The sequence below is a fragment of the Pedobacter sp. genome (genome assembly GCF_041662865.1).
Classification (GTDB): Bacteria; Bacteroidota; Bacteroidia; order Sphingobacteriales; family Sphingobacteriaceae; genus Pedobacter.
This window is the reverse complement of sequence record NZ_JBAZRL010000004.1, coordinates 51567-76154: the sequence shown is the minus strand read 5'-3', so window position 1 is coordinate 76154 and position 24588 is coordinate 51567. Positions and strand designations below refer to the sequence as shown.

At 36.4% G+C, this 24588-nt stretch carries 16 protein-coding genes and 1 tRNA gene; 3 read left to right on the top strand and 14 right to left on the bottom strand.

From position 1 onward, the window contains the following. Positions 1–11: 11 nt before the first annotated feature. The 4 genes from WC622_RS02520 to WC622_RS02505 are packed head-to-tail and all read right to left on the bottom strand — an operon-like array spanning position 12 to position 3984. Positions 12–434 carry a hypothetical protein gene (locus tag WC622_RS02520; protein WP_372816960.1) on the bottom strand — a complete coding sequence of 141 codons (423 nt, stop codon included), beginning with the start codon at positions 432–434 and terminating at the stop codon, positions 12–14. A gap of 36 nt (positions 435–470) precedes the next feature. Next, positions 471–2492: a conjugal transfer protein MobC gene (mobC, locus tag WC622_RS02515; RefSeq protein ID WP_372816958.1), complete on the bottom strand. Its 2022-nt coding sequence runs from the start codon at positions 2490–2492 to the stop codon at positions 471–473. Between the two features lie 10 nt (positions 2493–2502). Then, positions 2503–3441 carry a DUF5712 family protein gene (locus tag WC622_RS02510; RefSeq protein WP_372816956.1) on the bottom strand — a complete coding sequence of 313 codons (939 nt, stop codon included), beginning with the start codon at positions 3439–3441 and terminating at the stop codon, positions 2503–2505. Positions 3442–3444: 3 nt separating this feature from the next. Then, positions 3445–3984 (bottom strand): BfmA/BtgA family mobilization protein, encoded by a 540-nt coding sequence (locus WC622_RS02505; protein ID WP_372816954.1) that lies wholly within the window; start codon positions 3982–3984, stop codon positions 3445–3447. Between the two features lie 515 nt (positions 3985–4499). Here WC622_RS02505 and WC622_RS02500 point away from each other — a divergent pair. Then, positions 4500–4820, top strand: a complete 321-nt coding sequence (locus WC622_RS02500; protein ID WP_372816952.1) for a hypothetical protein — start codon at positions 4500–4502, stop codon at positions 4818–4820. 6 nt (positions 4821–4826) lie between these two features. Here WC622_RS02500 and WC622_RS02495 read toward each other — a convergent pair whose 3' ends face one another. Further along, entirely contained in the window at positions 4827–6023 is a 1197-nt protein-coding gene (locus WC622_RS02495) for a tyrosine-type recombinase/integrase (protein ID WP_372816950.1), read from the bottom strand. A gap of 224 nt (positions 6024–6247) precedes the next feature. After that, a tRNA-Ala gene (locus tag WC622_RS02490) sits at positions 6248–6324 on the bottom strand. Between the two features lie 252 nt (positions 6325–6576). On the opposite strand from WC622_RS02490, the gene WC622_RS02485 reads away from it, so the two are divergent. Both WC622_RS02485 and WC622_RS02480 read left to right on the top strand, forming a co-directional pair. Beyond that, complete coding sequence (locus WC622_RS02485) at positions 6577–8775, top strand: sensor histidine kinase (RefSeq protein WP_372816948.1); 2199 nt, start codon at positions 6577–6579, stop codon at positions 8773–8775. Next, on the top strand, positions 8772–9416 hold the full coding sequence (locus WC622_RS02480; protein ID WP_372816946.1) for a response regulator: 645 nt from the start codon (positions 8772–8774) through the stop codon (positions 9414–9416). The genes WC622_RS02485 and WC622_RS02480 overlap by 4 nt, the downstream gene beginning before the upstream one ends. Positions 9417–9607: 191 nt before the next feature. Here the strand turns inward: WC622_RS02480 and WC622_RS02475 are convergent, their stop codons facing one another. From WC622_RS02475 to WC622_RS02440, 8 genes are all read right to left on the bottom strand, one after another. Further along, the gene (locus WC622_RS02475; RefSeq protein WP_372816944.1) at positions 9608–11902 is read right to left on the bottom strand and encodes a GH92 family glycosyl hydrolase; all 2295 of its coding nucleotides are present in this window, start codon (positions 11900–11902) and stop codon (positions 9608–9610) included. Between the two features lie 35 nt (positions 11903–11937). After that, positions 11938–12600, bottom strand: coding sequence for a basic secretory protein-like protein (locus WC622_RS02470; RefSeq protein ID WP_372816942.1), 663 nt, complete (start codon positions 12598–12600; stop codon positions 11938–11940). A gap of 31 nt (positions 12601–12631) precedes the next feature. Next, the gene (locus WC622_RS02465) at positions 12632–14050 is read right to left on the bottom strand and encodes a glycoside hydrolase family 125 protein (protein ID WP_372816940.1); all 1419 of its coding nucleotides are present in this window, start codon (positions 14048–14050) and stop codon (positions 12632–12634) included. A 36-nt stretch (positions 14051–14086) separates the two neighbouring features. Next, positions 14087–14962 (bottom strand): ROK family protein, encoded by an 876-nt coding sequence (locus tag WC622_RS02460; protein WP_372816938.1) that lies wholly within the window; start codon positions 14960–14962, stop codon positions 14087–14089. Positions 14963–15012: 50 nt separating this feature from the next. Further along, complete coding sequence (locus tag WC622_RS02455; RefSeq protein WP_372816936.1) at positions 15013–17277, bottom strand: GH92 family glycosyl hydrolase; 2265 nt, start codon at positions 17275–17277, stop codon at positions 15013–15015. A 23-nt stretch (positions 17278–17300) separates the two neighbouring features. Beyond that, positions 17301–19481, bottom strand: a complete 2181-nt coding sequence (locus tag WC622_RS02450) for a hypothetical protein (protein WP_372816935.1) — start codon at positions 19479–19481, stop codon at positions 17301–17303. 107 nt (positions 19482–19588) lie between these two features. Continuing rightward, complete coding sequence (locus WC622_RS02445; RefSeq protein WP_372816933.1) at positions 19589–21406, bottom strand: RagB/SusD family nutrient uptake outer membrane protein; 1818 nt, start codon at positions 21404–21406, stop codon at positions 19589–19591. Between the two features lie 11 nt (positions 21407–21417). Continuing rightward, entirely contained in the window at positions 21418–24558 is a 3141-nt protein-coding gene (locus tag WC622_RS02440; protein ID WP_372816931.1) for a SusC/RagA family TonB-linked outer membrane protein, read from the bottom strand. Between the last annotated feature and the right edge of the window lie 30 nt (positions 24559–24588).

The window sequence follows — 24588 nt, the reverse complement described above, 5'->3', positions numbered from 1 at the left end:
TATCAATTACATTAGCTACGGGCGATTACCTTTTTCTCCTGTTCAAAAATCTTGTCATCCTGATGAAACCTGAACTTAAAGACATGTGCAACAAAGTCAATCTCCTTTAAAAAGTCAGCTAAAACAGGTTCTATAAAAAGTATAAAATGTAAGCAATACCGCTGAAAATCCGGAGCGATAAATTTCAACTTATAGGCTTCCACAAATTCATCCAGCCTGACAATGATTTCTGTTTCCGTTACCTCGATCAACCGTGCGCGAAATCCGATATTTTCCCTTACCCGCTCGGTGAGCCTGACATGATTTAGCAGTTTAGCCTGTAATAACGGAATGGCATCAACATAATTGTTCCTCCACTGTGATTTGATCGGGATGATCTTGGCAGTAGGTTTATTAAACTGATTTTGCCTGAAAGGGTGTTCATGATGAGCCACACACAAATCTATACTAATATTTTTAGTATTTCAAGTTTACATCACGATAGCCTGTTGTTCCATTGGCTCGTCGCCCTCTGTATTGTCTCCATCTTTTTGCTCCACTTTCGTTGGATTTTTGGCCTCAATTTTCTTTAGTTCTTCTTTTACCAACTGATCAATGTCCGCCTTGACCGAAGCATAGTTTTCCATAATGTCGTTATAAGTTATAGCTTCCAGTTCGGGAATAGGCTTATAGGCCGCCTCTTCCTCTGCAATGGCATCATGGTCGTTTTGTATTTCTGAATGGAACATTTTCAGATTGATCTTTTGATCAGGATTATCCGCTACAATACCTACAAATTCGCCTGAAGAAAGCGCGGCTATCTTTGATGCCGGTATGGCATAATCCATTGCTGTTGATTTTGAAATGGAAACATCGCTGCTTGAAATACTTTTGCTTTCCTTATCCTGTACGATTTTCCCGAAGCCTTCGCTTAGTTTTTTCGCTGTGTCGCCCGTAACCTGGCCACTGATGATATTGCCCACTATGCCTGTGATCACATCCGCCTGTTCTGCGCCATAATCCTTTTTCAATTGCTCTGTAGACTGCACTGCTATCGTGGTAGAAACTTTATTACTGCGTGCCGTAGCAATCAGGCTATCCATATTATTGAAAAATATGGTCGGGAATTCATCGAAGATCAGGCTACTTTTTAACTGGCCTTTTCGGTTGACCAGTTTGATTACCCTTGAAATATACAAGGACAATACGGCGCCATATACCTGCAATTTCTGCGGGTTATTGCCTACGCAAATGATCTTTGGCTCTTTCGGATTGTTCAGGTCGAGCGTAAAATCGTTTCCGCTCAGCACATAATATAACCCTGGGGAAGATAACCTAGCTAAACCGATTTTAGCGGATGCAATTTGTCCCTCCAGTTGTGGCATCGCTTTACGTTGCAGGGCCGAAATAAAGGGATTGATCAATGGCCTGATTTCCTCTTCCTCTTTTAACACCGCAAAAAGTGGATCATAATCAAACTGCATCAGTTCAATCACATGGGGCAGTGTACAATACTTTCCGTCCTGATATCTTCTCAGATACCAGATGACAGCGGTAACAAAATTGCAGGCACTCTCGATAAAAAAATCCCCTTGTTTTTTGATCCAGTCCCTGTTAAGGCCGAGCATAATCGTCCTAGATGCTTCTGCCGCATCGGTAATATCTTCCATTCCTTCAGGGGAAAGCGGGTTGCAACGGTGTTTGGGATTTTCCAGATCAATGGTATAAAACTTTGGCTTAACCTTATAATTCGTATGATATTTCAGCAGTTTATTGTAGGCAATCTTGGAAAGATCGTCAAACTTGAAATCATAGATGAACATGGAAAAGCCCTTCTTGATATGCTGGTCAATGATGTGACGTATTACGAAATAGGTCTTACCTGCGCCCGGAGTACCTGCAACCAGAATTCCCCTGAAGGGATTGATGACGTTAATCCAACTATCCCTGACCTTATCTTTCAATCTGTACTTGGCGGGCAGGTTAATCGAATACTCATTTTCAAGCTGCCGTTCTTCCTGCGGAAAAGTTTCATTTTCCAAGTTGAAAACATCTTTCTTCAAACCGTTCTTGATGAGCCTGCTTAGCAAGCCACCACCTGTCAGGATCAACATATACCCGATGGATGTGATACCTATATATAATAGGGCGATCAGTTGGGGCGGGGCATACAGATAGAAACACAATGCACTGATGAAATAAAGCAATAATCCGGTAAGCAGGTAAGCTAGTATGGCATTCTTCTGGATCTTCTCGTCTTTTTTCCCTTTGACTGCGATAAGAGAGATGGCCAGTAAAAGCAGTGCGGACAACTTGGGCACCCAGATGCCCTTAAACAATCCTGTCTTTGAAATATTGCCGATCAAACGGTCGGTGATCTCTGCTGTCAAATTCCATTGCTTGAATGCAAGGTAACAGCATAGGTAAAAATGGATGGCCAATATGAAAATGCTGATCAACCTTGTGAAATCGACGATTTTCCTTAGTCCCTGAATGTCTTCTCCTGTATTCATAATATTTAGTTTATATACTTAATCCTTGTTCGTTCTCTTGCGATCTGCTTTTCCTGCGTTTCTTTTTCTTGGTTAATCCTTTGCCAAGCGGCTCTGTATCTTGCTTTTCTAGTAGCAGTCCTAAATAATTTGTTGGCTCGGGCAGTTTCAGATAACTGTGCGGTATTTCCTGTTTAGGCTCTACAAGCTTTTCAATTTGCGGTGTTTTGAGCTGATTGATTGATGCCCGCATTTCCATCCTTTCCTTCAGACTTCCTTTAGCATTGGCGTTGGCATAATTGAAAGTTTCACTCACTGGCCGTTGGAAGTCGAATTGTTGGTCGAATACATATTCACCTGAATTCTTAAAAGCGACCCGATCAAACTGTCCCAACTTCTTGGAATGCTCTGCATTCCTGCCCCTAGACTTGTTCATCGGGCTTAACCTGATTTTATTGGTGATGTCCTTACGGCTCACAATGATCTGAATGTGCATCTGCTCGCCAGGCTTGACCGTTCCCCGCTTGACCTGCCCGTTTTTAACCTCTTTATCTTTGTAGGAATAGTAGCGGTGATTTTCCAGTTTGCCGAACCATAACAGGTCAGTATTTGATTTGATGTTATCCTTTTTAAAGTTTCTGGCATATTCATCCATGATCTTAACGGCGTATTCTTTAAGCTTTTCCCTTGCGCCATCTTCTCCGTAAAGTTCCTTCAGGTGGCCGATTTCTTTTTGACTGGGGCTGATGTTGATCAGGAAGAATTTTGCATCATCCCTGCATAACTTGGCAGTGTTATTATCCAGTTTGTTTTTTACCTCGTAGGATTGAAGATCGTTTGTCGTTCCATTAAACCATAATGTCACCTCCTCGGACTTATATAGTCTGTTTTCCTTATCCAGATAATGCACCAGCTGTCCACTGCTTCCTTTATTGTTTCCTTTTTCGCTGTCGGTAATATTGATGTACATGTCTTATAGATTGACGACCCGCTTTCTTGCAGTCTCGGCCAGTTCTTCCCGTTCCCTTGTTTTGAAGGCACCTAGTTCTTCGCGGTTTCTGATGTATCCGTTCAGTATTTGCAGAAAGCTTGCCTTTAATTTTTCCTTATTTTCTATTGCCTCGACGAACAGTTTTTCGGTTTCCTGTAACCTTGTTATTTGTTCCTGCTGGCCTTTCAGGATGCTTTTATTGGCGTTTACTACCTGCTCATTGAAATACTTTACAATGTCTTTCTGATTGGAGATCATCTTGTCCATGCTTTCTTTCATGGGGATCAGCAGAAGCTGCTCCTGCGTCTTGATGAAACTGGTATAAGCTTTATGGCTTTTTGCCAGTGCGGTTTTTAGCAACTCATCGTTTATATCGCCGGGATCTTTTTTGGTGCGGTAGAAGTATTCCACCATTTTAATGAACAATTCGCGTTTGGTCAATGCCAGTGTTGAGGCGACTTTAGCGAATTTAATATCTATCGATGCCGGATACTTTACGGTATTTACATTTTCCTGTTCCATAGCCGATTATTGCTTGCCGGAATTCCGATGGGAATTCGATTTTCGAAGTTTAAAGCCGTTCCAAAAGGCCAAAGAATTCCCGGAGAATTCTTTAAACCCCGTAGCAGTAGCGTAGGGGCATAAAGTAAGGCTCTGCCTAACTTCCGCTTGCTCCTTTTCTTTGAAAGGAAAAGGACACTGCGAGGAGCCCGAAGCAGTGCTGATAAACAAGGGAATTAGTATTGGTGGTGCTGTGCTTTTCATATTAGAATTTAAGTGACAGCAAATTTGGGAAGATGGGATTAGCAGTATAGGTTCAGTCTGGTATATCCCTGAGAATTTTTATTCTAAAATAAAATAGCTATCGGTATAAGTCGAAGTTTTTGAGCAGCTTAATTATAGCATACGGTGCTGTCCATAAGACAGCAGGAGCATAATGCCATAATATTTTATAAAAAACCAATTTGGCATACCGCTACTTGACCTTTAGCGGATAAACAATAAAAACTATCATTGCTTAAGATAAAACGTAGACGATGGAGAAAGGAAAAATAAAAGCGTCAAATTTTGTACAGGAAAAGGAAGAACAAAATATCTCGAATCTGCTAGAAAAGATTGAAAAAGGGGATATCCCAAAGGAATTTTTTATCGGTCGTCTATTGGAAATTGTTGTTGAATTGAACAATAAGATTGATAACCTGAGCCAAAAATTTCTTCATGTCTCTGATATATCTAGAAAAATTTCGGAAATACACTCCCTACACTTCCCAAAAGATGCCCTTGAAAAAGATAAAAACCTGACCGATAAATTCCTTGCTGAAATATTACTCGGAATACCAAGGAAACGCAGAAGATAAAAAGCCTTATATTTTTGGAATGACCTTGTCGTTCTTTACGAATTTCAAAAGATCCTTCAGATACGTTTCTGTTTCCACCAGGCTTCCGTGCCTGTTAGCCGAACAGATTTCCGCTAAAGTCCAACCCGCCTTAAATTTCTTTACGTTTGAAAAGTGCTTGAAAGAATATAGTGTATAGTTTTTCTTATCCAGCTTTGTTGCCTTTAGACATTTCTGGAACCTATTATAGGGTGTATTCTCGCCAATCCTTTTATCTCCAATTATGGTAGCTGTTGAACCTAGCAAATAGTCGGTTTCAGGATACAAACTAAGCTTGAGGTCTTTCAACTCTTTGCGCAGGCTTGCATCGATACTGATGGGCAAAGACTTTTTATTCTTAGCAATGCTTGCTGGCACCGTAATTACTCCTTGTTCAAGGTTAATATGTTTAAGCTGAAGATAGCGCAATTCCTTTGGCCTTATACAGGTATAATATATCATTTTTACAAAGAAAAGGCAGTAGTGATCATGCTCGTTCAGCCATTTCATAATTGTCTTAAAATCTTCATCAGAAAATATCTGATGCGATTCGGTTGCTATCTTTGTTCTGGTCTCAATATCCGTTACAGGATTCTCTGAGATATATTTATTGACCTTCAAATATTTGAAATAGTTGTTAAGAATTATCCTTGAACTGTTGTAGGTTACTCCAGTCCATTTGGCATCCTTTTCCATAAAGTTCAGGAATTCAGTGATCTCATAGTCGGAAATCTCACTTACCTTTTTATCCTGCCCGTAGTAGGCAATGAATTGATTCAACTTTGAAAGATAGGACTGGCGGGATTTTTTTCTTGTTCCTTTTCCAATATGGTATTCTTCGAAAAGGATCTTGGCAGCTTCCAAAGTTAGAGAAGATACTTGCCTTTTTAATCTATCGTTTGCCTTTTCATCGATTGGGCTCCATCCGCCCTCTAAGGCAATTTTATAGGCATCACATAACTTGGTGAACTGCTTTAGCTTGTCCTTTGGATCTTTTAGCCTGTTCAGGTTTTTGGTCGGCCTGAACCGTTCCATTTTATCTGTTTCCGCATTATGGAAAAAGAATTCCACATACCAGTTCTGTTTGGCCTCTTCCTTTGCCCATGTGCTACCCTTTGGAACGGTGGTGACCCGTTTTCCTTTGACCAGTTTTGGAATGGTGTAAGGTATTTCTGGAGTTGCCATGTGATCCAAAGATAAGAATTGTGGCTGATTTTTGGCTGAGTTAACATCTGATAATCTACTAAAACGTTGATTATCAGATGTATTACAGGTATTGGTGGAGAATAGCGGATTGCCCACCGCTGTTTTTGGCCTAATTTCGGGGTTTTCCGAATTTGGCTGACTTTTGGCTGAGTAGGTATCTGATAATCCACTAAATCGTTGATTATCAGATACTTTACGGATATTGGTGGAGAATATCGGATTCGAACCGATCACCTCTTCACTGCCAGCGAAGCGCTCTAGCCAAATGAGCTAATCCCCCTTTAATATTTTAGCTAGCCATCCGATAGCTATCGGGAGAACTAATCCCCCGTGTGGATGGCAAAAGTAATTAAAAGTTTAGTGCTCGCAAATTTATTTACAGGAATTCCTGTATTAAAAGAAAATGCAAATGATTTATTTTAATTCTTGTTTGAACATGTATCATTTTTGCTATTTATTACTATTTTAGGTGTAAATTATGCACTCAAAAGTTACAGCCCTCCAATTCTCACTAGTGCTGATGTTCATTCTCATGAGCACTATTTTGTCTGCACAAAATCCCGGTAGTCCTCCTCCACAAAAAGATATTTCAGAGATAAAATTGATGCCGGTATCAATTGATAAAGTGAATCAGTTGGTTCGTTACTGCCGAAACCCAAAAATGATTTACTCTGATGATTTAAAAAATTTACTAGAAGAATCATTACACTATACACAAGAAGCAAAGCGAGATGAGCTTACCGTTAGTTTACTATCTGTTACAGCACTTGCAGAGTTAGGTTTGGGCAATCAAGAAAATGCAATAAAGTACATTAAACAAGCAGAAGCTTTTTTGGGGCAGTTACCAGAAAGGGCTGTTGTAAATGTATTATCTGATTTAACACGGGTTTATACACGGATTGGTGACATTGAAAAATCAATGGTATACAATGATAAATTGGAGGCATTTACAAAAGATAAAACCCAGTTTATTATTCCTCGAGTACTGAATTTAAGAAATAGGGTCAATTTAGATTTGAAAGCTGGAAATGACGAAAAGGTAAAATCTAGTTACGATTTGGCGCTCAAATTAGCTAAAGAAAGCAATAATCTGGCACTCTTAAAAGATACACGATTTGCCTATGCTAATGTGCTTTTAAGCATGCACAAAGATGATGAAGCTTTTACTATTCTAAAAGATCTTATTCCAGATTTGAATAACGCCATGACAGACCGCACCGCTTTGTTTTTTGAGATTTTATCAAGAAACTATGAGAAAAATGGCGATTATAAGAATGCGTTCATTTATGCTGAAAAGACGTTCAATTTACCCAATGCTACTACTCAACAAAAAGGAAATAGCATCAATAAAATGATCAATCTGTCATTTTTATTAAAGAATTACAGCAATCTGGATAGCTATTATGCTGATCATAAAAAGTTTGGCATGGATCAAAATAGTTTACACTCTCGTAAGCAATATCAGCTGGCAGAAAGTAGATATTTCGATGCTAAAGAGAATCACAAATTGGCTAAAGCAAATTATTTCAAAGCTTTAAAGCTAAAAATGGACAAACAACCTAATCCGAATATGGATGTTGAAATTTTGACTGGACTTGCTAGTTTATATGCTCGAGAAGGGAAAAATGATTCTGCTTCGTTTTACTTTAAAAAAGCAGAAGGGATGATAAAAAAATATTCAATGCCTCCAGCTACACGATTTATTTATGCAAATGCTTTAAAAAACTTCGCTCAATATACTACCGTTAGTCAAGATACATTGATCAAAAACTTAGAGCAGGAAATGCATTTGAAAGATACATTGTATCACATGAGTTTGTCTAAAATTACACATGAGCTCCAAACTAAATACAAAGTAAATGAAAAAGAGAAAGAATTAGAGCTGACTAAAAAACAAAAACAAGTACAAGAATTAGAGCTTAAACAACAAAAACAGCGGAATTTATTAATCATCATCGGAGCCACCATAGCTGTTTTATTATTTGGTGGCATTGCTTATATTTTAGCTCAGCGTAAAAAGCAAGCCAAATTTTTACATGATGCAACAGTAAGTGATTTAAAAAAACAGCATCGAATTGATATCATGAATACCCTCACCGATGCCCAAGAAGAAGAAAAGAAAAGAATAGCAGGGCGACTACATGATGAGGTTGGCGCTATGTTATCTATTGCGAAACTGAATATTAATACCTTACAGGAGAATGTATTTGCATCTGGCAGTGATGCTGAAAATAAATTGACTGTTACTAAAAATTTAATGAATGATATTAGTGAAACCGTACGAAATATTAGTCATGCTTTAATGCCTTTTGCGCTCGAAAAATATGGATTTAAAGCAGCTATTTTAGACCTCCTCACTAACATTAAAGCTGCAAATAGTTTAAGTGTAGAACATGTAATTGAAGGACTAGACGACACCAAAAATTGGCCGAAAAACTTTACACTTAGTGCATATCGTATTATTCAAGAGATATTAAATAATGCTATTAAACATGCGCAAGCCACTCATTTATTTGTACAAATCATTGAGCTAGATAATGCAATAACCATTTACATTGAAGATAATGGAAAAGGAATTAACACTGAAAATACTGAAGCCGACGGTGTTGGAATGAAGTTATTACAAACTAATATTGCTTATTTATCAGGAAAACTAGAGATAAAAGGGGAGCCAAATGCTGGCACCTTTGCCTTAATTGAACTACCCATACCAAAAGCTGTATACTTATGAAAATCCAATTGATATTAGCAGATGACCATCCTGTAGTTTTACAAGGCATAAAAGCTCATTTTAGTAATGATGAGCGATTTGAAATTATTGCTATGGTAAATAATGGGTTAGAACTTTTAAACTCTTCGCTATTAGCTGATGCAGATATTATTCTTTTAGATTTAAATATGCCAGGCCTTGATGGGCTTAAAGCTTTAAATGAATTAAAAGACAAAAAAATTAAAGCTAAAATTATTGTACTTACAAATTACCACTCATTTGAATTGGTGAAAGATAGCAAACATAGAGGCGCAAGTGCTTATATGGTAAAATCTGATGATCTACAAAACTTAGCCGATACTATGTTAAAAGTATTAGACGGAAAAGAGGTTTTCCCAAGTTTTGATGAAAAAGAAAGTCCAGATACTCAATTTTCTTATTTTGATGATTTCCTCAAGAAGTATAAACTGACCAAAAGAGAAGTAGAAATTATTCGCTTGGTTTGTCAAAATCTTCGTACAAAAGATATTGCAGAGCGATTATATCTTTCAGAATTTACAGTGCACACGCATCGAAAAAATATCATGCGCAAATTAGAATTATCTGATTCTACTGTGGCGCTATATGAATTTGCACTAAAAACGAACTTAATTAGTTCTTAGATTAGTTGTTTAGCCACAGATTAACAGATTTCTTTATGCATCATTGGCTAAGCTTCTCAGAGAACTTTATCTAGATCCTTCGACAAGCTCAGGATGACAATACGTTAAAATCTTAGCCGCAGATTAGCAGATTAAAATAGGATTTTAAACATCCAAAATCTGCTAATCTGTGGCTAAAAATTCTTTCAATGTTATTTCTTCGCGGTAGAAAAAGAATAAGGGAAAGCACTTTCACTCGTTCCTCTCTTTTTATTTGGAGTTGATGACATACCAAAATCTAAAACTGCTCCTTTTTGCAAAGCCGAATGGCTCAACCAATTTTGATTATAATTAGCGCCATTTACTTTCAATGTCTGTATATATCTGTTGCTATCGCTATTAGCTGGAGCATTGATCACTACCGTTTTACCGTTTTCTAGGTTTAATGTTACTTTTTTAAACAAAGGAGCCCCAATTACATATTGATCTACCGCAGGTGTAACAGGATAAAATCCCATTGCTGAGAAAACATACCAAGCAGAAGTTTGACCATTATCCTCATCGCCGCAATAACCATCTGGTGTAGCTTTATATAATCTGTTCATTGCTTCGCGAACCCAATATTGAGCTTTCCAAGGTGCACCACCATAATTGTACAAATAAATCATGTGCTGTATGGGTTGATTTCCATGCGCATACTGACCCATATTTGCGATTTGCATTTCGCGAATTTCATGAATTACACCACCGTAAGCACTTTCATCAAATACTGGAGGCATAGAGAAAACAGAATCTAGTTTCTCTACAAATTTTGAGTTTCCACCCATCAGCTTTGCTAAACCAGCTACATCTTGGAAAACTGACCAAGTATAATGCCAGCTGTTACCTTCGGTAAATGCTCCACCCCACTTAAACGGACTAAATGGCGATTGGAAAGTTCCATCGGCATTTTTACCACGCATTAAACCAGAAGCTGGGTCAAATAAATTCTTATAATTCATGCTTCGTTTTGCATAAATATCTATTTCACTTGCTGGTTTGCCTAACGCTTTACCTAATTGATAAATCGCAAAATCATCGTATGCATATTCTAAGGTTTTCGCAGCATTTTCGTCTACCTTAACATCAAAAGGTACATAACCTAGTTCATTGTAATATTTAACACCCGAACGACCTACTGCTTCCATTGGTCCCTCATTATTAGCTCCATGTTTAAGTGCTTCCCATAACGTTTCAATATCGTAACCACGCATCCCTTTAATGTAGGCATCCGCTACCACAGAAGCAGAGTTATTACCAATCATAATATTTGCATAACCAGGGCTACTCCATTCTGGCAACCATCCACCCTCTTTATAATCGTTAATTAATCCTTGCTGCATTTCTTTGTTGATAGAAGGATAAACTAAGTTTAAGAATGGATATAATGCTCTAAAAGTATCCCAAAAGCCTGTTCCAGCAAACATATAACCTGGTAACGTTTTTCCATTATATGGGCTCCAATGCACAATTTTGTTGTTCGCATCCATCTCATATAGTTTATTAGGGAAGAACAGTGTTCTATAAAATGATGAATAGAACGTACGAGTTTGATCAACCGTTCCTCCTTCTACAGAAATTCTGCTTAAGGTTTTGTTCCAAATTGCTTTTGCTTTTGCTTTCGTTACATCGAAACTATCGTTAGCCAATTCCCTTTTTAAGCTAATTTCTGCTTGTTCAAAACTGATAAAAGAGGAAGCAACTTTAACGTTTACCTTTTCGCCATTGGTAGTTTTAAAACCAATAATTGCACCAGTATGATCGCTTTGTAATTCTAAATCTTGATTATTTAATTTATTACCCGACCAGGTTTTGGCTAGTGTAAATGCTTTATCAAAATATATTACGAAGTAGTTTTTAAAGTTACTTGGCAATGGGCCACGAGCATATTTAGTCGTATAACCAATAATTTTTCGCTCTTGCGGAATAATTTTAATGTAAGAACCTTTATTCAACGCATCTACCACTACAAAAGAACTATCACTTTTAGGATAAGTAAAACGAAATTGTGCAGCTCTTTCTGTTGGTGTAATTTCTGTAGTTACATTGGCATCTGCCAGATAAACGCTGTAATAATAAGGTTTCGAGATTTCTGCTTTATGCGTAAACCAACTCGCTCTATCATCTTCATTGAACTTTAATTTTCCAGTCACTGGCATAATCGCAAATTGACCATAATCATTCATCCAAGGGGATGGTTGATGCGTCTGCTTAAATCCACGAATTTTATCCTGGTCATATTGATATGCCCAACCATTACCCATTTTACCAGTTTGCGGGGTCCAAAAATTCATTCCCCATGGGACAGCAATAGCCGGATAAGTATTTCCATTTGAAAGATCTGGTTTAGATTGCGTTCCCATTAACGGATTTATCCATTCAACAGGGTCGGTAATTTTGCCAACAGTTTGCGCAGATACACCTAAAGCAGTAAAAATTAAAGCGGTTGTTAATAGTTTCTTAATCATTTGATATGTATTGAGATAGAGAATATTTTATTTAATTATGAACCTGAATTTGCAACATAAGCAGCCCAAAGTTCGTCTACAGTTTTACCTGTTAAATCTTTCCACAACGTATCTTTATAGGTGTTGTTTCTCATTGCGGAATCAAGTTTCACTACAATTCCTTTATTTCCATTTAGTTCTAACCAATTTAAAAATCTGGCAGTAATTCTGTATGCATTTTTATAACTATGTTCTGGCTTAAAAGGTGTTAAAGTCCATTTTGCACCTGGATTATCTACGCCATATTTAAAGCGAACGTAATCTGCAATTCCTTCTGTTAACCAACCTGGGCCATCATTATCACCATAGTTTTGCACAATATGCATCACTTCGTGAGTTACTACATCAATATCGCCTGGATGTTTCACGAACCACTCTGGATTGTAGACAATTCTACCTCCACCAGTTGCGGCAACACCTTTATAAGCAGTATCTATATAAAATACCACTTCTTTATCGGTTTTAGTATTGAAATCTTTAGCGAGTTTTGGATAAACTTCGAAGAAAGTTTCTACCATTCGCTTTTTTAATGCTGGATCAAGGTTTGCATAATTATTTTTAAAGATTAAGGTATAGCCCTTTTCTTTAAAAGTTTCTTGAGCTTGCGCAAAACTAACGGCAAAAACAAGTACGCATATTAGTAACAGGAATTTATTCATTACATATAGGAGTTAGTATTTTGATTATTTTCTATTTTAATAAATGAGGTTTTTCATTGTATACTTTCCATAAAAACTCGCCGAATAGTGTATTTGCCCAAGCAAACCAACTACGTGTAAAGTTTTTTGGATCATCTTTATGGAAACTTTCATGCATAAACCCTTTACCAGCATGCGTACTTTTAAGCATGGCGATACAATTTTTAATTTCAGTATCGCTAACAGAGGTTAAACCTCGCATAGTTATCGCCATTGGCCAAATCATATCTGGACCAACATGTGGTCCACCAACACCTTCGGCAGCTGTACCTTTAAAAAAGTAAGGATTGTTATTAGATAAAATAAATTTTCTAGTGTTTTTATAAATTGGATCATCCACGTTTATGGCACCTAAATATGGCATAGATAATAAACTTGGCACATTGCTATCGTCCATTAAATATGCACTTCCAAAACCATCAACTTCAAAGGCAAACATTTTACCGAACTCGGGATGATCTTTAACAGCATATTTTTTTAGGGCTGCATCAACTTCATTTGCTAAAGCTGATAATCTATCTGCCAAAACTTTATCGTTGTGTAATGCGGTAACCATTTCAGCTGCATGTTTTAAACTACTTACTGCAAAAAAGTTAGATGGAATTAAAAATGGATAAACTGTTGCATCATCACTCGGACGGAAAGAAGAGCAGATTAAACCTACTGGTTTTACTGGAAATCCATACCCGCTCATAGAAAGTGTATCGGTTGGATATAAACTTTCGCGTTGAAAGCGATATGGTCCTTTGTTCTCTTTACGTTGCTGTTCTACAAAAGTCTTTAATGTAGTTTCAATTGCTTTTTTCCAGTCTGCATTAAAAGGAGCTTTATCGCCTGTTTTTTTCCAATAGTTATAAGCTAAACGAATGGGATAGCATAGTGAATCAATTTCCCATTTGCGTTCATGAACACCTGGTTTCATGGCGGTTTTATCGCTCTTCCATTCGCCTACTTTGTTTTCGTCATTGTAAAAAGCATTGGCATACGGATCTTTTAAAATATATTGCGTTTGGCGATTAATTACACCTGCAATAAGATCTTTTATTTTTTGTTCTTCATTCACAAATTGCAAGTACGGCCAAACTTGTGCTGAACTATCTCTCATCCACATGGCATCAATATCTCCAGTAATTACATAAGTATCTGGCTTGCCGTTTTTAATGGTATGGGTAACGGTGGTATCCAATGTATTTGGAAAACAGTTCTCGAACAACCAGCCCAATTCTTTATCGGCCACATTAGCTTGGAAAGTTTTAATAGCTTTATCAACTGCAACACTTGTAAAATGACGTTTTGCTACTGCAACTCTTACTACTGGGAAATCTTCGGGAGCAACTGCAAAAGAGAATTTAGATGCAAGTACCCCTGCGCCTAATAATCCTGTATTTTGTATAAACCTTCTTCTTTTCATAATTAGATTTTTAGATAGATTGTTTTATGTTAATTGTTACTTAGCTACTAAATCCCAACAGCTAGCAGCTCCAATTAAAGCTGCATGTTCATTTAATCTTGTTAGTTTAATTTCTGTATCTAAGTGAAAAGCTTTTAAATTGCTTATTAAATGAGGAGCAAATAAATTAAAGGCTTGCGAAATATTCCCGCCTAACACCACAACTTCTGCCTTTTTTTCTTTGATGATATCAGCTAAAAAATGACCAAGAGCACGACCAAACTCATTAAATATTTGTTTAGCGTACGGGTCAATATTCGCAATGGCTGCTAATTCTTTAACGCCAGCCAATTTTTTTCCTGTTAAGCTAAAGTATTTGTTAACAAACCATCTGGTAGATAAATAATCTTCGGCTATGCCACCTAAAAACTTCGAATCCCATAATGCTGCATCTTTTGCAATACCATTTATAGAAACCGCCGAGCCTAACCCTGTCCCTAAGGTTAAGCCAAGTGCATTGGTATACCCTTTAGCAGCTCCGTTAAAAACTTCGCCCTGCATAAAAGCAGCAGCATCATTTATAAATTTGATGTTAGATGGCTCCATTTGTAAACGCTTGGCCAATTCTTCTTTGATATTTATGAGATATAACGACTTAAATTTATCTTGATCTTTAATTAAGGAAATTCCATTTTCGTAATCAAAAGGACCTGGCATAGCAATGCCAATATTTCTTTCGCTTTTAGGAACAGTACCAAATGCATCATTAATTACTTCGCACCAGGCATTTAACAGTTCTTCTTTATTTTGTTGAGAGTTAACCGCATTACGTCTAATAGAATTCTGAATTAGCGCTCTTTTTTCTAAATCCACCAACGCGGCCGTAATATGCGAGCCACCTATATCTACACCTAAAACAGTAGGTTTTTCCATTATTCTTCGAATTTTATATTTCTACTCATGTTAATCTTTACTAAATCCTTTTACCTTGTAAGCGAAAAAGGCGCATCATCTGGAGCTAACCCTCTGGTTAAAGCAGGTTTAGTATCCATTTCTAATTTTAAAATACCACCATTTATTAGGTCGGAATGTGTAATAAAGTTATGGGAATAGGGTTTGCCATTTAAAGTCGCTGATTTAATATAAACATGCGTGGCATCATTGGTTGGAGCATCAATTACAAACTTTTTTCCGCCCTCTAAATTAAGTGTAATTTTTTTAAAAATCGGACTTCCTAACACATATTCTCCAGTGCCTGGAGTTACACTATAAAAACCTAAAGCGCTTAATACATACCATGAGGAAGTTTGCCCTTGATCTTCATCACCAGGGTAACCATTTTCTGTAGCATTATATAGTTTGCTCATTACATTACGAGCATGAAATTGGGCTTTCCAAGGCTGATTGGCATAATTATACAAATAAACCATGTGTTGTATCGGTTGATTTCCATGTGCATATTGACCCATATTTGCAATTACCATTTCGGTCATTTCATGAATCATTCCTCTGTAAGTACCTACATTTACCCTATTGGGTTCAGTAAAAACAGAGTCTAATTTGCTGGTAAAATTTTCATTACCTCCCATTAAATTGATCAATCCTTTAACGTCTTGAAAAACAGACCACTGCCAATGCCAAGCATTTCCTTCAGTAAACGGCCCTCCCCATTCAATCGGATCAAAATTTGGAGACCATTTTCCATCAACATCTTTTCCTCTCATAAAACGGGTTGAAGGGTCATAAACATTTTTATAATTATACATTTGACGAGCAAAAATATCTACATAAAAGTTGTTGTTGGTCATTTTTGCTAGTAGATATCCGCAAAAATCATCATAAGCATATTCTAATGTTTTCGCTGTAGCTTCTCTATATTTTGGATAAGGAACATAACCTAATTGGTAATATTCTTTCCAGCCATCTCTTCCATTTGCTGGACCCCAAGGCCCTTTATTTGTAGCTTCGTGGAAGTATGCTCTTAAGGCTTCCTTCGGATCGAAAGTTCTAATCCCTTTTACCCAAGCATCCGCCAGTAAGGAAATAGCATGATTACCAATCATACTTCCGCCCTCACTTGGAAAAGACCAAGAAGGTAACCAACCGCATTGTTTATAGGCAGCTAACATAGCCTGCATATATCTACCCTGCATTTCTGGATGCATTAAGGTATTGAGTGGAAATTGGGCTCTAAATGTGTCCCAAAAACCTGTATCGGTAAACATATACCCTTGATGAACTTTACCATCGTACGGACTAAAATAGTATGGTTGACCGTTTTTATCTATTTCGTAAAACTTACGAGAAAATAAACTTGCTCTAAAAAAACAAGAATAAAAAGTCTCGATATCGGCTTCAGAGCCACCTTCTACTAAAATTTTTCCTAGAGATTTATTCCATACCGAAGCAGCAATTGCTTTTGTATGTTCTAAGGTTTTGTCTATGCCTAACTCTGTTTGTAAATTCAGTTCTGCTTGCTCTAAACTGATATAAGATGATGCAACTTTAGCTTGCACTTTTACACCTGCTTTAAACTCTATATACGCTCCTTTTCCTAAGCCTTCGGCTGAAACAGAATCTGTATTAATTGTATTTTTCTTATTTTCCCAAGTTCCAAAAGCTTTAATAGGTTGATCGAATTTGATGACAAAAAAGCTTTTCCAACCACGTTTAAAACCCTCTCCATTATTTACCCAACCTGTTATTTTGTTTTCCTTTGGAAAAATTTGCACACCACTCGTTCCTGTGTAACCATCTAAAACCAAATAGCTCTTTTTACCTTTTGGGTAAGAAAACCGTAAATGTGCACCACGTTCAGTTGGTGAAATTTCGGTTATAATTTGATTATCGAACTTAACTTTATAATAATTTGGTTTGGCGATTTCGTTCGCATGACTGAACTTCGCTTCGCGTTCATTTTCATTGACTACCAATTTATCAGTCATTGGCATTAAAGAAAATACTGCATAATCTCTAGTCCACGAACTGCATTGGTGCGCCTGTTGAAAGCCTCTGATTTTATCTTTAAAGAATTGATATTTCCAACCATCACCATTCTTCCCCGTTTGAGGTGTCCAAGTGTGCATTCCAAAAGGTAAAGCAGTGGTAGGATAAGTGTTTCCTCTAGTTAATTCGTGTTTTGAATTTGTACCCTGCAAGGTATTTACGTAATGCACCAAGTCCTTTTGTTGTGCAAATAATTGATTTACTATGCAACATAGCAATAGGGTAAATAATTTAGATTTCATTTATTTGTGTGTTTGTGTGTGTATTACCAAGCGATTTTAACCTTTACTCCTTCGCTATAATTATCAAAACCTAACAGTAAAGTTTTTGAATTTTCATCCCATTCATTTTTTAAAAGCGATAATTCTTTACCGTTAACATTTACACTTATCGCCTTTGGTTTTTGAGGCAATAAAATCCGCATTGCATTAATTGTATTTGACGGACTTTTAATAAGAAATGAATACGAATTTTTTGTAATGGTTGTGGCTTGGCCCTCTAACCTACCTGCTGCAGTCAAAACTTGTGGTGTATTTTTAGTAGTGATTTTCGATATATCAAAAAGATAAGCTTGTGTACCAATATTTACTGTTTTTTGTTTTACAATTGGCAGTTCTGGATTAAATAAATCGATAAATAAACCATTTAAAATTAAGGGCTCTGTTTGTTCAGTTTCATTTAAAACCGCAGCAATAGTAAATGGTCCACGTTGTAAAACAAAGTTGTTTTTAAAGATTAATTTACCTGCATTCGCATCATTTTCATAAGCCGATTTTACATTGGTAAGAAAATCAACATCGCCATTAGCTTGCATAATTAATTCTTTAGGGTCTTTTCTAACCAAATAGACTTTTCCTTTTCCTATTGGATATTCTTGTTTCCCTTCACTTTCTTTAAGTCCTAACAATTGAAATAAATGTGCAGATGGCGCTTTAAAAGTATTTCCATTTGTATTCCACCATTCTTTTACATTTTGAAAAGGATCAGTATCTTTTCCATAATATAAAAGTACACCGCCATTTTTTACCCACTTAGCTAGTTCTTCATGAAAACTTGCAGCTAAAGGTTTCATATTAGCATAACTCATAATTAATACTTTGATGTCTTTTAGTGTATTTTTATTAGCTAAGTTTTCTATATGAACTGTTTCTACAGGCACTCCTCTTTTTAATAATGGAATTGCCATGCCGTAAAAATTAGATAACTGAGGATCATCATAACCTGCATGGGTTGGAAAACGCTGAAACATCATAGAATTGGACAACAAAACACCAATACCTTTTGAGCCATTTAATTTATTGGCAGATAATGGCATTTGATTTAGCGAATTAACCATTACTTGCATTTGTGTAGCATAAGCTGGAGAAATTGGTTGTTTTTCTCTTTTTCCTTCTACATTAAACTTGCCATTGTAAATTCGATTTGGCCAAGGCATTACCTCATAATTATTAACCATTGGATATAATAATTGCGCAGTAAAAGTTGCCTGATAATTAATTTTATAATCATCCCATGATCTTGCCCTATCTTCTATTGGATCTGTTAAAAAGAATAGTTTTCTACCTGTAGGCGCAGTCATAGAAACCATAGAACCATATTCTAAAAATGCATTCTCAAAAACACGTTCTTTCTTTACGCCATTGTAAAAAATAGGCTCTCTCGAAGTACCTGTCCACACCTGTGCGATGTAACCATCCATGCCTTCTAAGTTTGCCAAACTCGCTTCTGGACTAACAATTTGCCAAGAAGAATAATTGATTAATGAATGCGTTGGCACATAGCATCTAACTCGTTTTCCTCTGCTTTCGCTATAGGTTTTGATGTAGGTAAAAACATCTTTCAAGGCATTAAAATAAAGTTGGTATTTTAATTTTGAGGATAAATAAGTTGCTTCAGGCGATTCGTGTTGAGCCATCCATGGAAAACCATAGTAATTTTGCCATTCTTTTTTAAATGCTTCACTATATCCTGCCCTAGCCCAAAACTCTGGCTCTTCTAAATAAATTGCTGTTACTCCGGCATCAATTGCTCGTTTTACATGAGTTTTCATGTAGGTTAAAAAATTTGCCGAAGGAACAATATAAGGTACATTTTGTCCATGCCAAATGGTTTCGCCATTGCGCATTACTTGACCTTCATCTAAATGATTTTTGCCATCCCATTCACCTAAAAAGTAATCTTTGTATTGGCCCCATGCAATTCCAGTCATAAATTGAACTTCATACCCTTTATCGCGATAGCTTTTTACACGTTCTTCAAATTTTCCGCCATCATCATTAATCCCATAAACCATTGCAATATCAGCACGTACATCGTAATTTGCACTCCAAGGAGCTGAAGCCTGAAAAGAAGTTTTTTCTTTATTTACAAAATCTTTCTTTTGTCCAAAAGTTGAAAATTCGGAAAAGCTAAATAGACAAAAAATATAGAAGAATCTGAATTTCATAAGGATTGGATTTTGATATAAAAAGAGATATGTTTTTCATAGATTTTTGTAGGATAAAGAATAGTTTATGTGCTAGGTAACACACAAACTATCCTTAAATAAATTTATTACCAGCCTGGATTTTGAACCATTAAATCGTCAGCATTTACATCTTTTGATGGAATTGGGAATAAATAATGTCTCTTAGTAAATACTCTCGTTTCGAAAGGAATTACGGTTAAGAAATCTGGTAAGTTTTTGGTTATACTTAATCCGTAGATTGGACCATTGTCTGTGGTTTCAGCAATTTTCCATCTTCTGGTATCAAAATACCTTACGTTTTCGAAAGAGAGCTCAACACGACGTTCTTTTCTAATGGCAATACGCATTGCTGCTTGATCTGCAGGTATAGGAATTTGATCCACACCTGGTCCATAAAGAGGAATACCCGCTCTTTCACGAATTAGATTTAAATATTTTACAATATCAGGATCACCTGGAGTAGATTCATTTAACGCCTCTACATAATCTAAAAACACATTAGCTACGCGATATAAAATTACTGGTCGGTTTCCAATATTCCAGTTACCAAGACCCATGAATTTTCTAACAATATACCCAGTAACAGAGTAGTCATTACCACCAGTTGCTTTACCAGAATTACCATTATTATTCAGTTCGGTAATGATGTTTCCAAAATTTGTATTTAACCAAATACTGTTATGATAGGTAACATTAACATAAAAACGTGGCTCACGATTTACCCATTGATTATACGTACTTGTTGCTGCTGGTGCGCCAACTGGCTGATAATTTGTAAAACCTGAAGTTACATATCCAGATAATGGATCATCGATACTACGGCCATTTGCCATGAAATAAGCATCTACTTGATTTTGTGTTATAGCTAAACCACCAGAGCCTCTAGTTTCTGAATTTTTACCGCTGTGATATGGAGTTAACTCATATTGCCTAGAACCAATTGCAGACTCTACACGAAACATGATAATTTCGTTATTGAAATTGTCTAAAAATACATCGCGACAAGATAAATATGGGTTTAAAGCTCCGCCAGTTGTTTTTCTATATAAATCATAAGTTCCTGGAATAAACTGAGCAATGTAGGCTTTATAAGCATCTGATGCTCTTTTCCATTTAGAAGCATCGTAAGTTTGACTAATTAATTGTTTTCCATCTTTATTTTTTAGCGTTGCTAAATCTGCATTTCCATTGTAAAGAGGACTTGCCGCTAAAAGATAAGCTTGCATACGATAAGCTAAAGCCATTCCTTTTGTAATTCTTCCTACTTGGGTATCACTAGATGGTGTTGTTGGCAAATTTGCTGCAGCCGCTTCCAATTCAGATGCGATATATGTAATACATTCATCAAAACTACTACGAGCTAAACGAACACTTTCAGAAGGTGCATCTGCTTCAATTACATTATCACCTAGTAGTACAACTGGGCCATACATACGTACCAAATAAAAATAATACATGGCTCTTAACGCTCTTGCTTCATTTTTATATTGAACAGCTAGTTGAGGAGTAATGTCTTGCGTAACTTTATCAATATTTGCCATAAAGAAACTAGCAGAGCGGATACCTCTGTAAAAATTATTCCAATAATCGTTTACAAATCCAGTGTTTGCGTCCCAGCTTCCAATGTTTACATTGTTACCTTGGTTAAAACCCCAAACGTATTCTGCTTCATCAGAAGCACTGGTCCAAATACCTGCATTTCTTCCTGTATTCGGATTTCTTTGATCATATTCATCTGGAATACGACTATACACGTTATTTAGAAATTTTTCTGCTGTTGCTCTATTTGTAAAAGTCTCTTCAAGTGTTAACCTATCGTTAGGTACTTGATCAAGAAAACCTTTTTTACAAGATGTAATTAGTGTTAAACTAGCTACAAGTGTGATATAAATATATTTTTTCATGATTGTATGAATTAGAATTTAACATTTAGGCCTAAAGACAAAGTAGCTGACAAAGGATATCTTGATCCATTAGCTCTACCACCAGTATTTAATTCTGGATCCCATAGATCCCATTTGCTAAATGTTAAAAGATTTGAGCCAATTAAATAAATAGCTGCATTTTTCAGGTATAATTTATTAGCAAATGTTGTTGGCAAGTTGTAGCTAATTTGAGCACTTTTTAATCTCAAGAAATTTACATCCTTAACCCACCACGAGCTTTCTAACGTATTATTAGTATTATCTGCTTCGCCATAAGCTAAACGCGGATAAAATGCATCTTGTCTAGGATTTTCTGGTGTCCATCTATCGGTTGCAATAGCATATGCATTACTTAAACCACCGCCCCCATTAAATGGAAATATACCTGAACCACCTAGCATAATATCGGCATTGCCCACGCCTTGAAATAAGGTACTAATAGCAAAACCTTTGTAAGATGCAGTAAAGCCAAATCCGTATACATTATTAGGCACATCTCCTCTACCAATTCTAGTTTTATCATAATCATTGATTAATCCATCCCCATTTAAATCGGCATATTTAATATCGCCAGGTTTAATGCTTGCTTTTGAACCAGGCGTTGCACTTGCATCAATTTCTGCTTGGCTATCGAACAGTTTTTGAGCTACATAGCCGTAACGAGAAAGAATATTATCTCCAATATGACTCATCCAAGGATAAGGTTGCGCAGGGCGATCATCATTTATTAATTTATCTCTATTATAGGTATACGTTCCTCGAAGACCGATATCTACTTTACCAACTTTAAAATTATATTCTAATGTTGCATCAAAACCACGATTATCTACCTCACCTAAGTTACCGTAAGGCGAATTTGTTAAACCTACATACCCTGGAATTGATTGACGTTGTAAGAAAATACCTGTACGTTGCTCTTTAAATAAATCGAATATTAAATATAGATTATCTTTTAAGGTTCTAATCTCTACACCCAAATCTTGTTTTCTAGATTCCGCCCATATAATATCAATTCCATAATCAGTAACATTGATACCACCAGTATTTGAGAAATTTTTACCCAATTGATAACCCGTCGCATTATCTGCCACCAATGTTAAATAAGCAAACCTTCTTCCGTTAATACTTCCGATACCTGTTTTACCATCTGAATATCTAAACTTCAAGAACGAAATGGTATTTTTAATAGGCTCCCAGAATTTTTCATTCGATGGAATCCATCCAACACCAAAAGCAGGGAATGAACCATATCTATTTGATGGGGCAAATAACTCAGAACCGTTGTAACCAAAGTTTACCTCAGCAAAATAACGATCATCATAAGAATAGGTAGCGCGAGCAGCTAAACCAACCTGTCTTTCTGGAATTGATGAAGTAAAATCACCAGCAAATGGATTGGTGTAATCTTGTGTGTAACCAAGTATTAATCCTCCAACACGGTGTTTACCAAAAACTCTATCGTAATTTAAAGCAGCTTCAGTATAAAAATTTCGATTACCACCTCTTGCTGGTTCAAAACTCAAGTAATTACCAGGACTAGTATAAGTTTGTACTAAGTTTAAAGATCCATCTGGTTTATATGGAGAGGTAGTTCCAGATACGTTCTGAATAAAATAGGTACTCTCTCTTTTTGATCTTTTGATACTATTTGAATTGTTGGCATCAAATGCAACCATTGCTGTAGCATTTAAGCCTTTTACCAAATCTTCTAAACTTTGCGTTACCCTTAAATTTGAATATAATTGAGTTGCAAATTCAGTTCGGTAACCTCTTCTAGTTAAATCTGCATAGGGGTTACGGAAACCACCATTAGAACTTTTACCAGGAACAGAGCCATTAGGATAAATTTTTGGATACTCTACAGAAGACACATCTAAAGCTGATCCGAAAATACTTTCTGTAGTTTCGCCTGGATAGTTTCCATTAGATGCAAACCCTTGTAAACCTAAATCTAGTTTAGTTGTATTGGTTAATTTTAAATTTAAATTACTGGTAAAGTTGTATCTCTTATAATCAAGTTTAGAATTATACTGTGCTAAATCGTCTGTTTTTAAGAAACCACTTTCATTATAATATGCCAATGAAACATAATATTGAGCATTATCTACACCGCCACTTGCATTTAAATTTGCTCTTCTGTTGTGACTGTATTTATTAAATAATTCATCAAACCAGTTTACATTTGGATAAACTAATGGATCTGTACCAGCAGCTGTATTGTTAATATAATCTTGTGCATATTTCGGCGCTTGACCTCTACCAACTAAAGCTTCATTAGCTAAGTTCATATAGGTAACACCATCTAGCATTTCTGGTTTTTTGGTAAATGTGCTTACTCCTTCATTGTAATCGAAGAAAATACTTGGTTTGCCTACTTTACCAGTTTTGGTTTTAACAATTACTACACCATTCGCACCTCTAACACCATACACCGCTGTTCCAGATGCATCTTTTAACACTGTGAAAGACTCTATATCTTCTGGGTCAATATTACTTATACTTCTAGCGACACCATCAACCAAAATTAGTGGAGAACTGGTACCACCGCCAAAAGTTGCAATACCGCGAATCCAAATATCTGCTGCACTTCTACCAGGCTCACCGCTTCTTTGCACACCAACAACACCAGCAATTCTACCTGCCAATGATTGTGTTATACTCGCTACTGGTTGCTTCAATTCTTTCGCACTAATAGTAGATTGAGCTCCAATTAAGGATACTTTACGCTGTGTACCAAAACCAACAACTGCAACTTCTTCTAAATTGCTACTGCTTTGCTTAAGCTGTACTGAAATTGTTTTTTGAGTACCGACGGTAACTTCTTGTGTTTCATAACCTACATATGTAATTATAAGTACAGAAGATTCAGAAGGAACTGTAATTGAAAAACTGCCGTTGATATCAGTCGCTACAGTAGTTAAAGTGCCTTTCACCTTTACACCTGCTCCTGGAATGCCAGTCCCATTTTCATCCTTTACGATACCTCTTACAACGATATCTGCTTTTGGATTTGAAATTTTGTTTTTTGTTGGCACAAATGAATTAACATGTATAGCATCTGCAGATGCATTTAATGATAAGCAAATTGCCATGGATAATGCGCTCATTTTAATCGCATTATTTTTTGTCATAAGCTTGCGCTTAATGAGCCGAGTAAATTT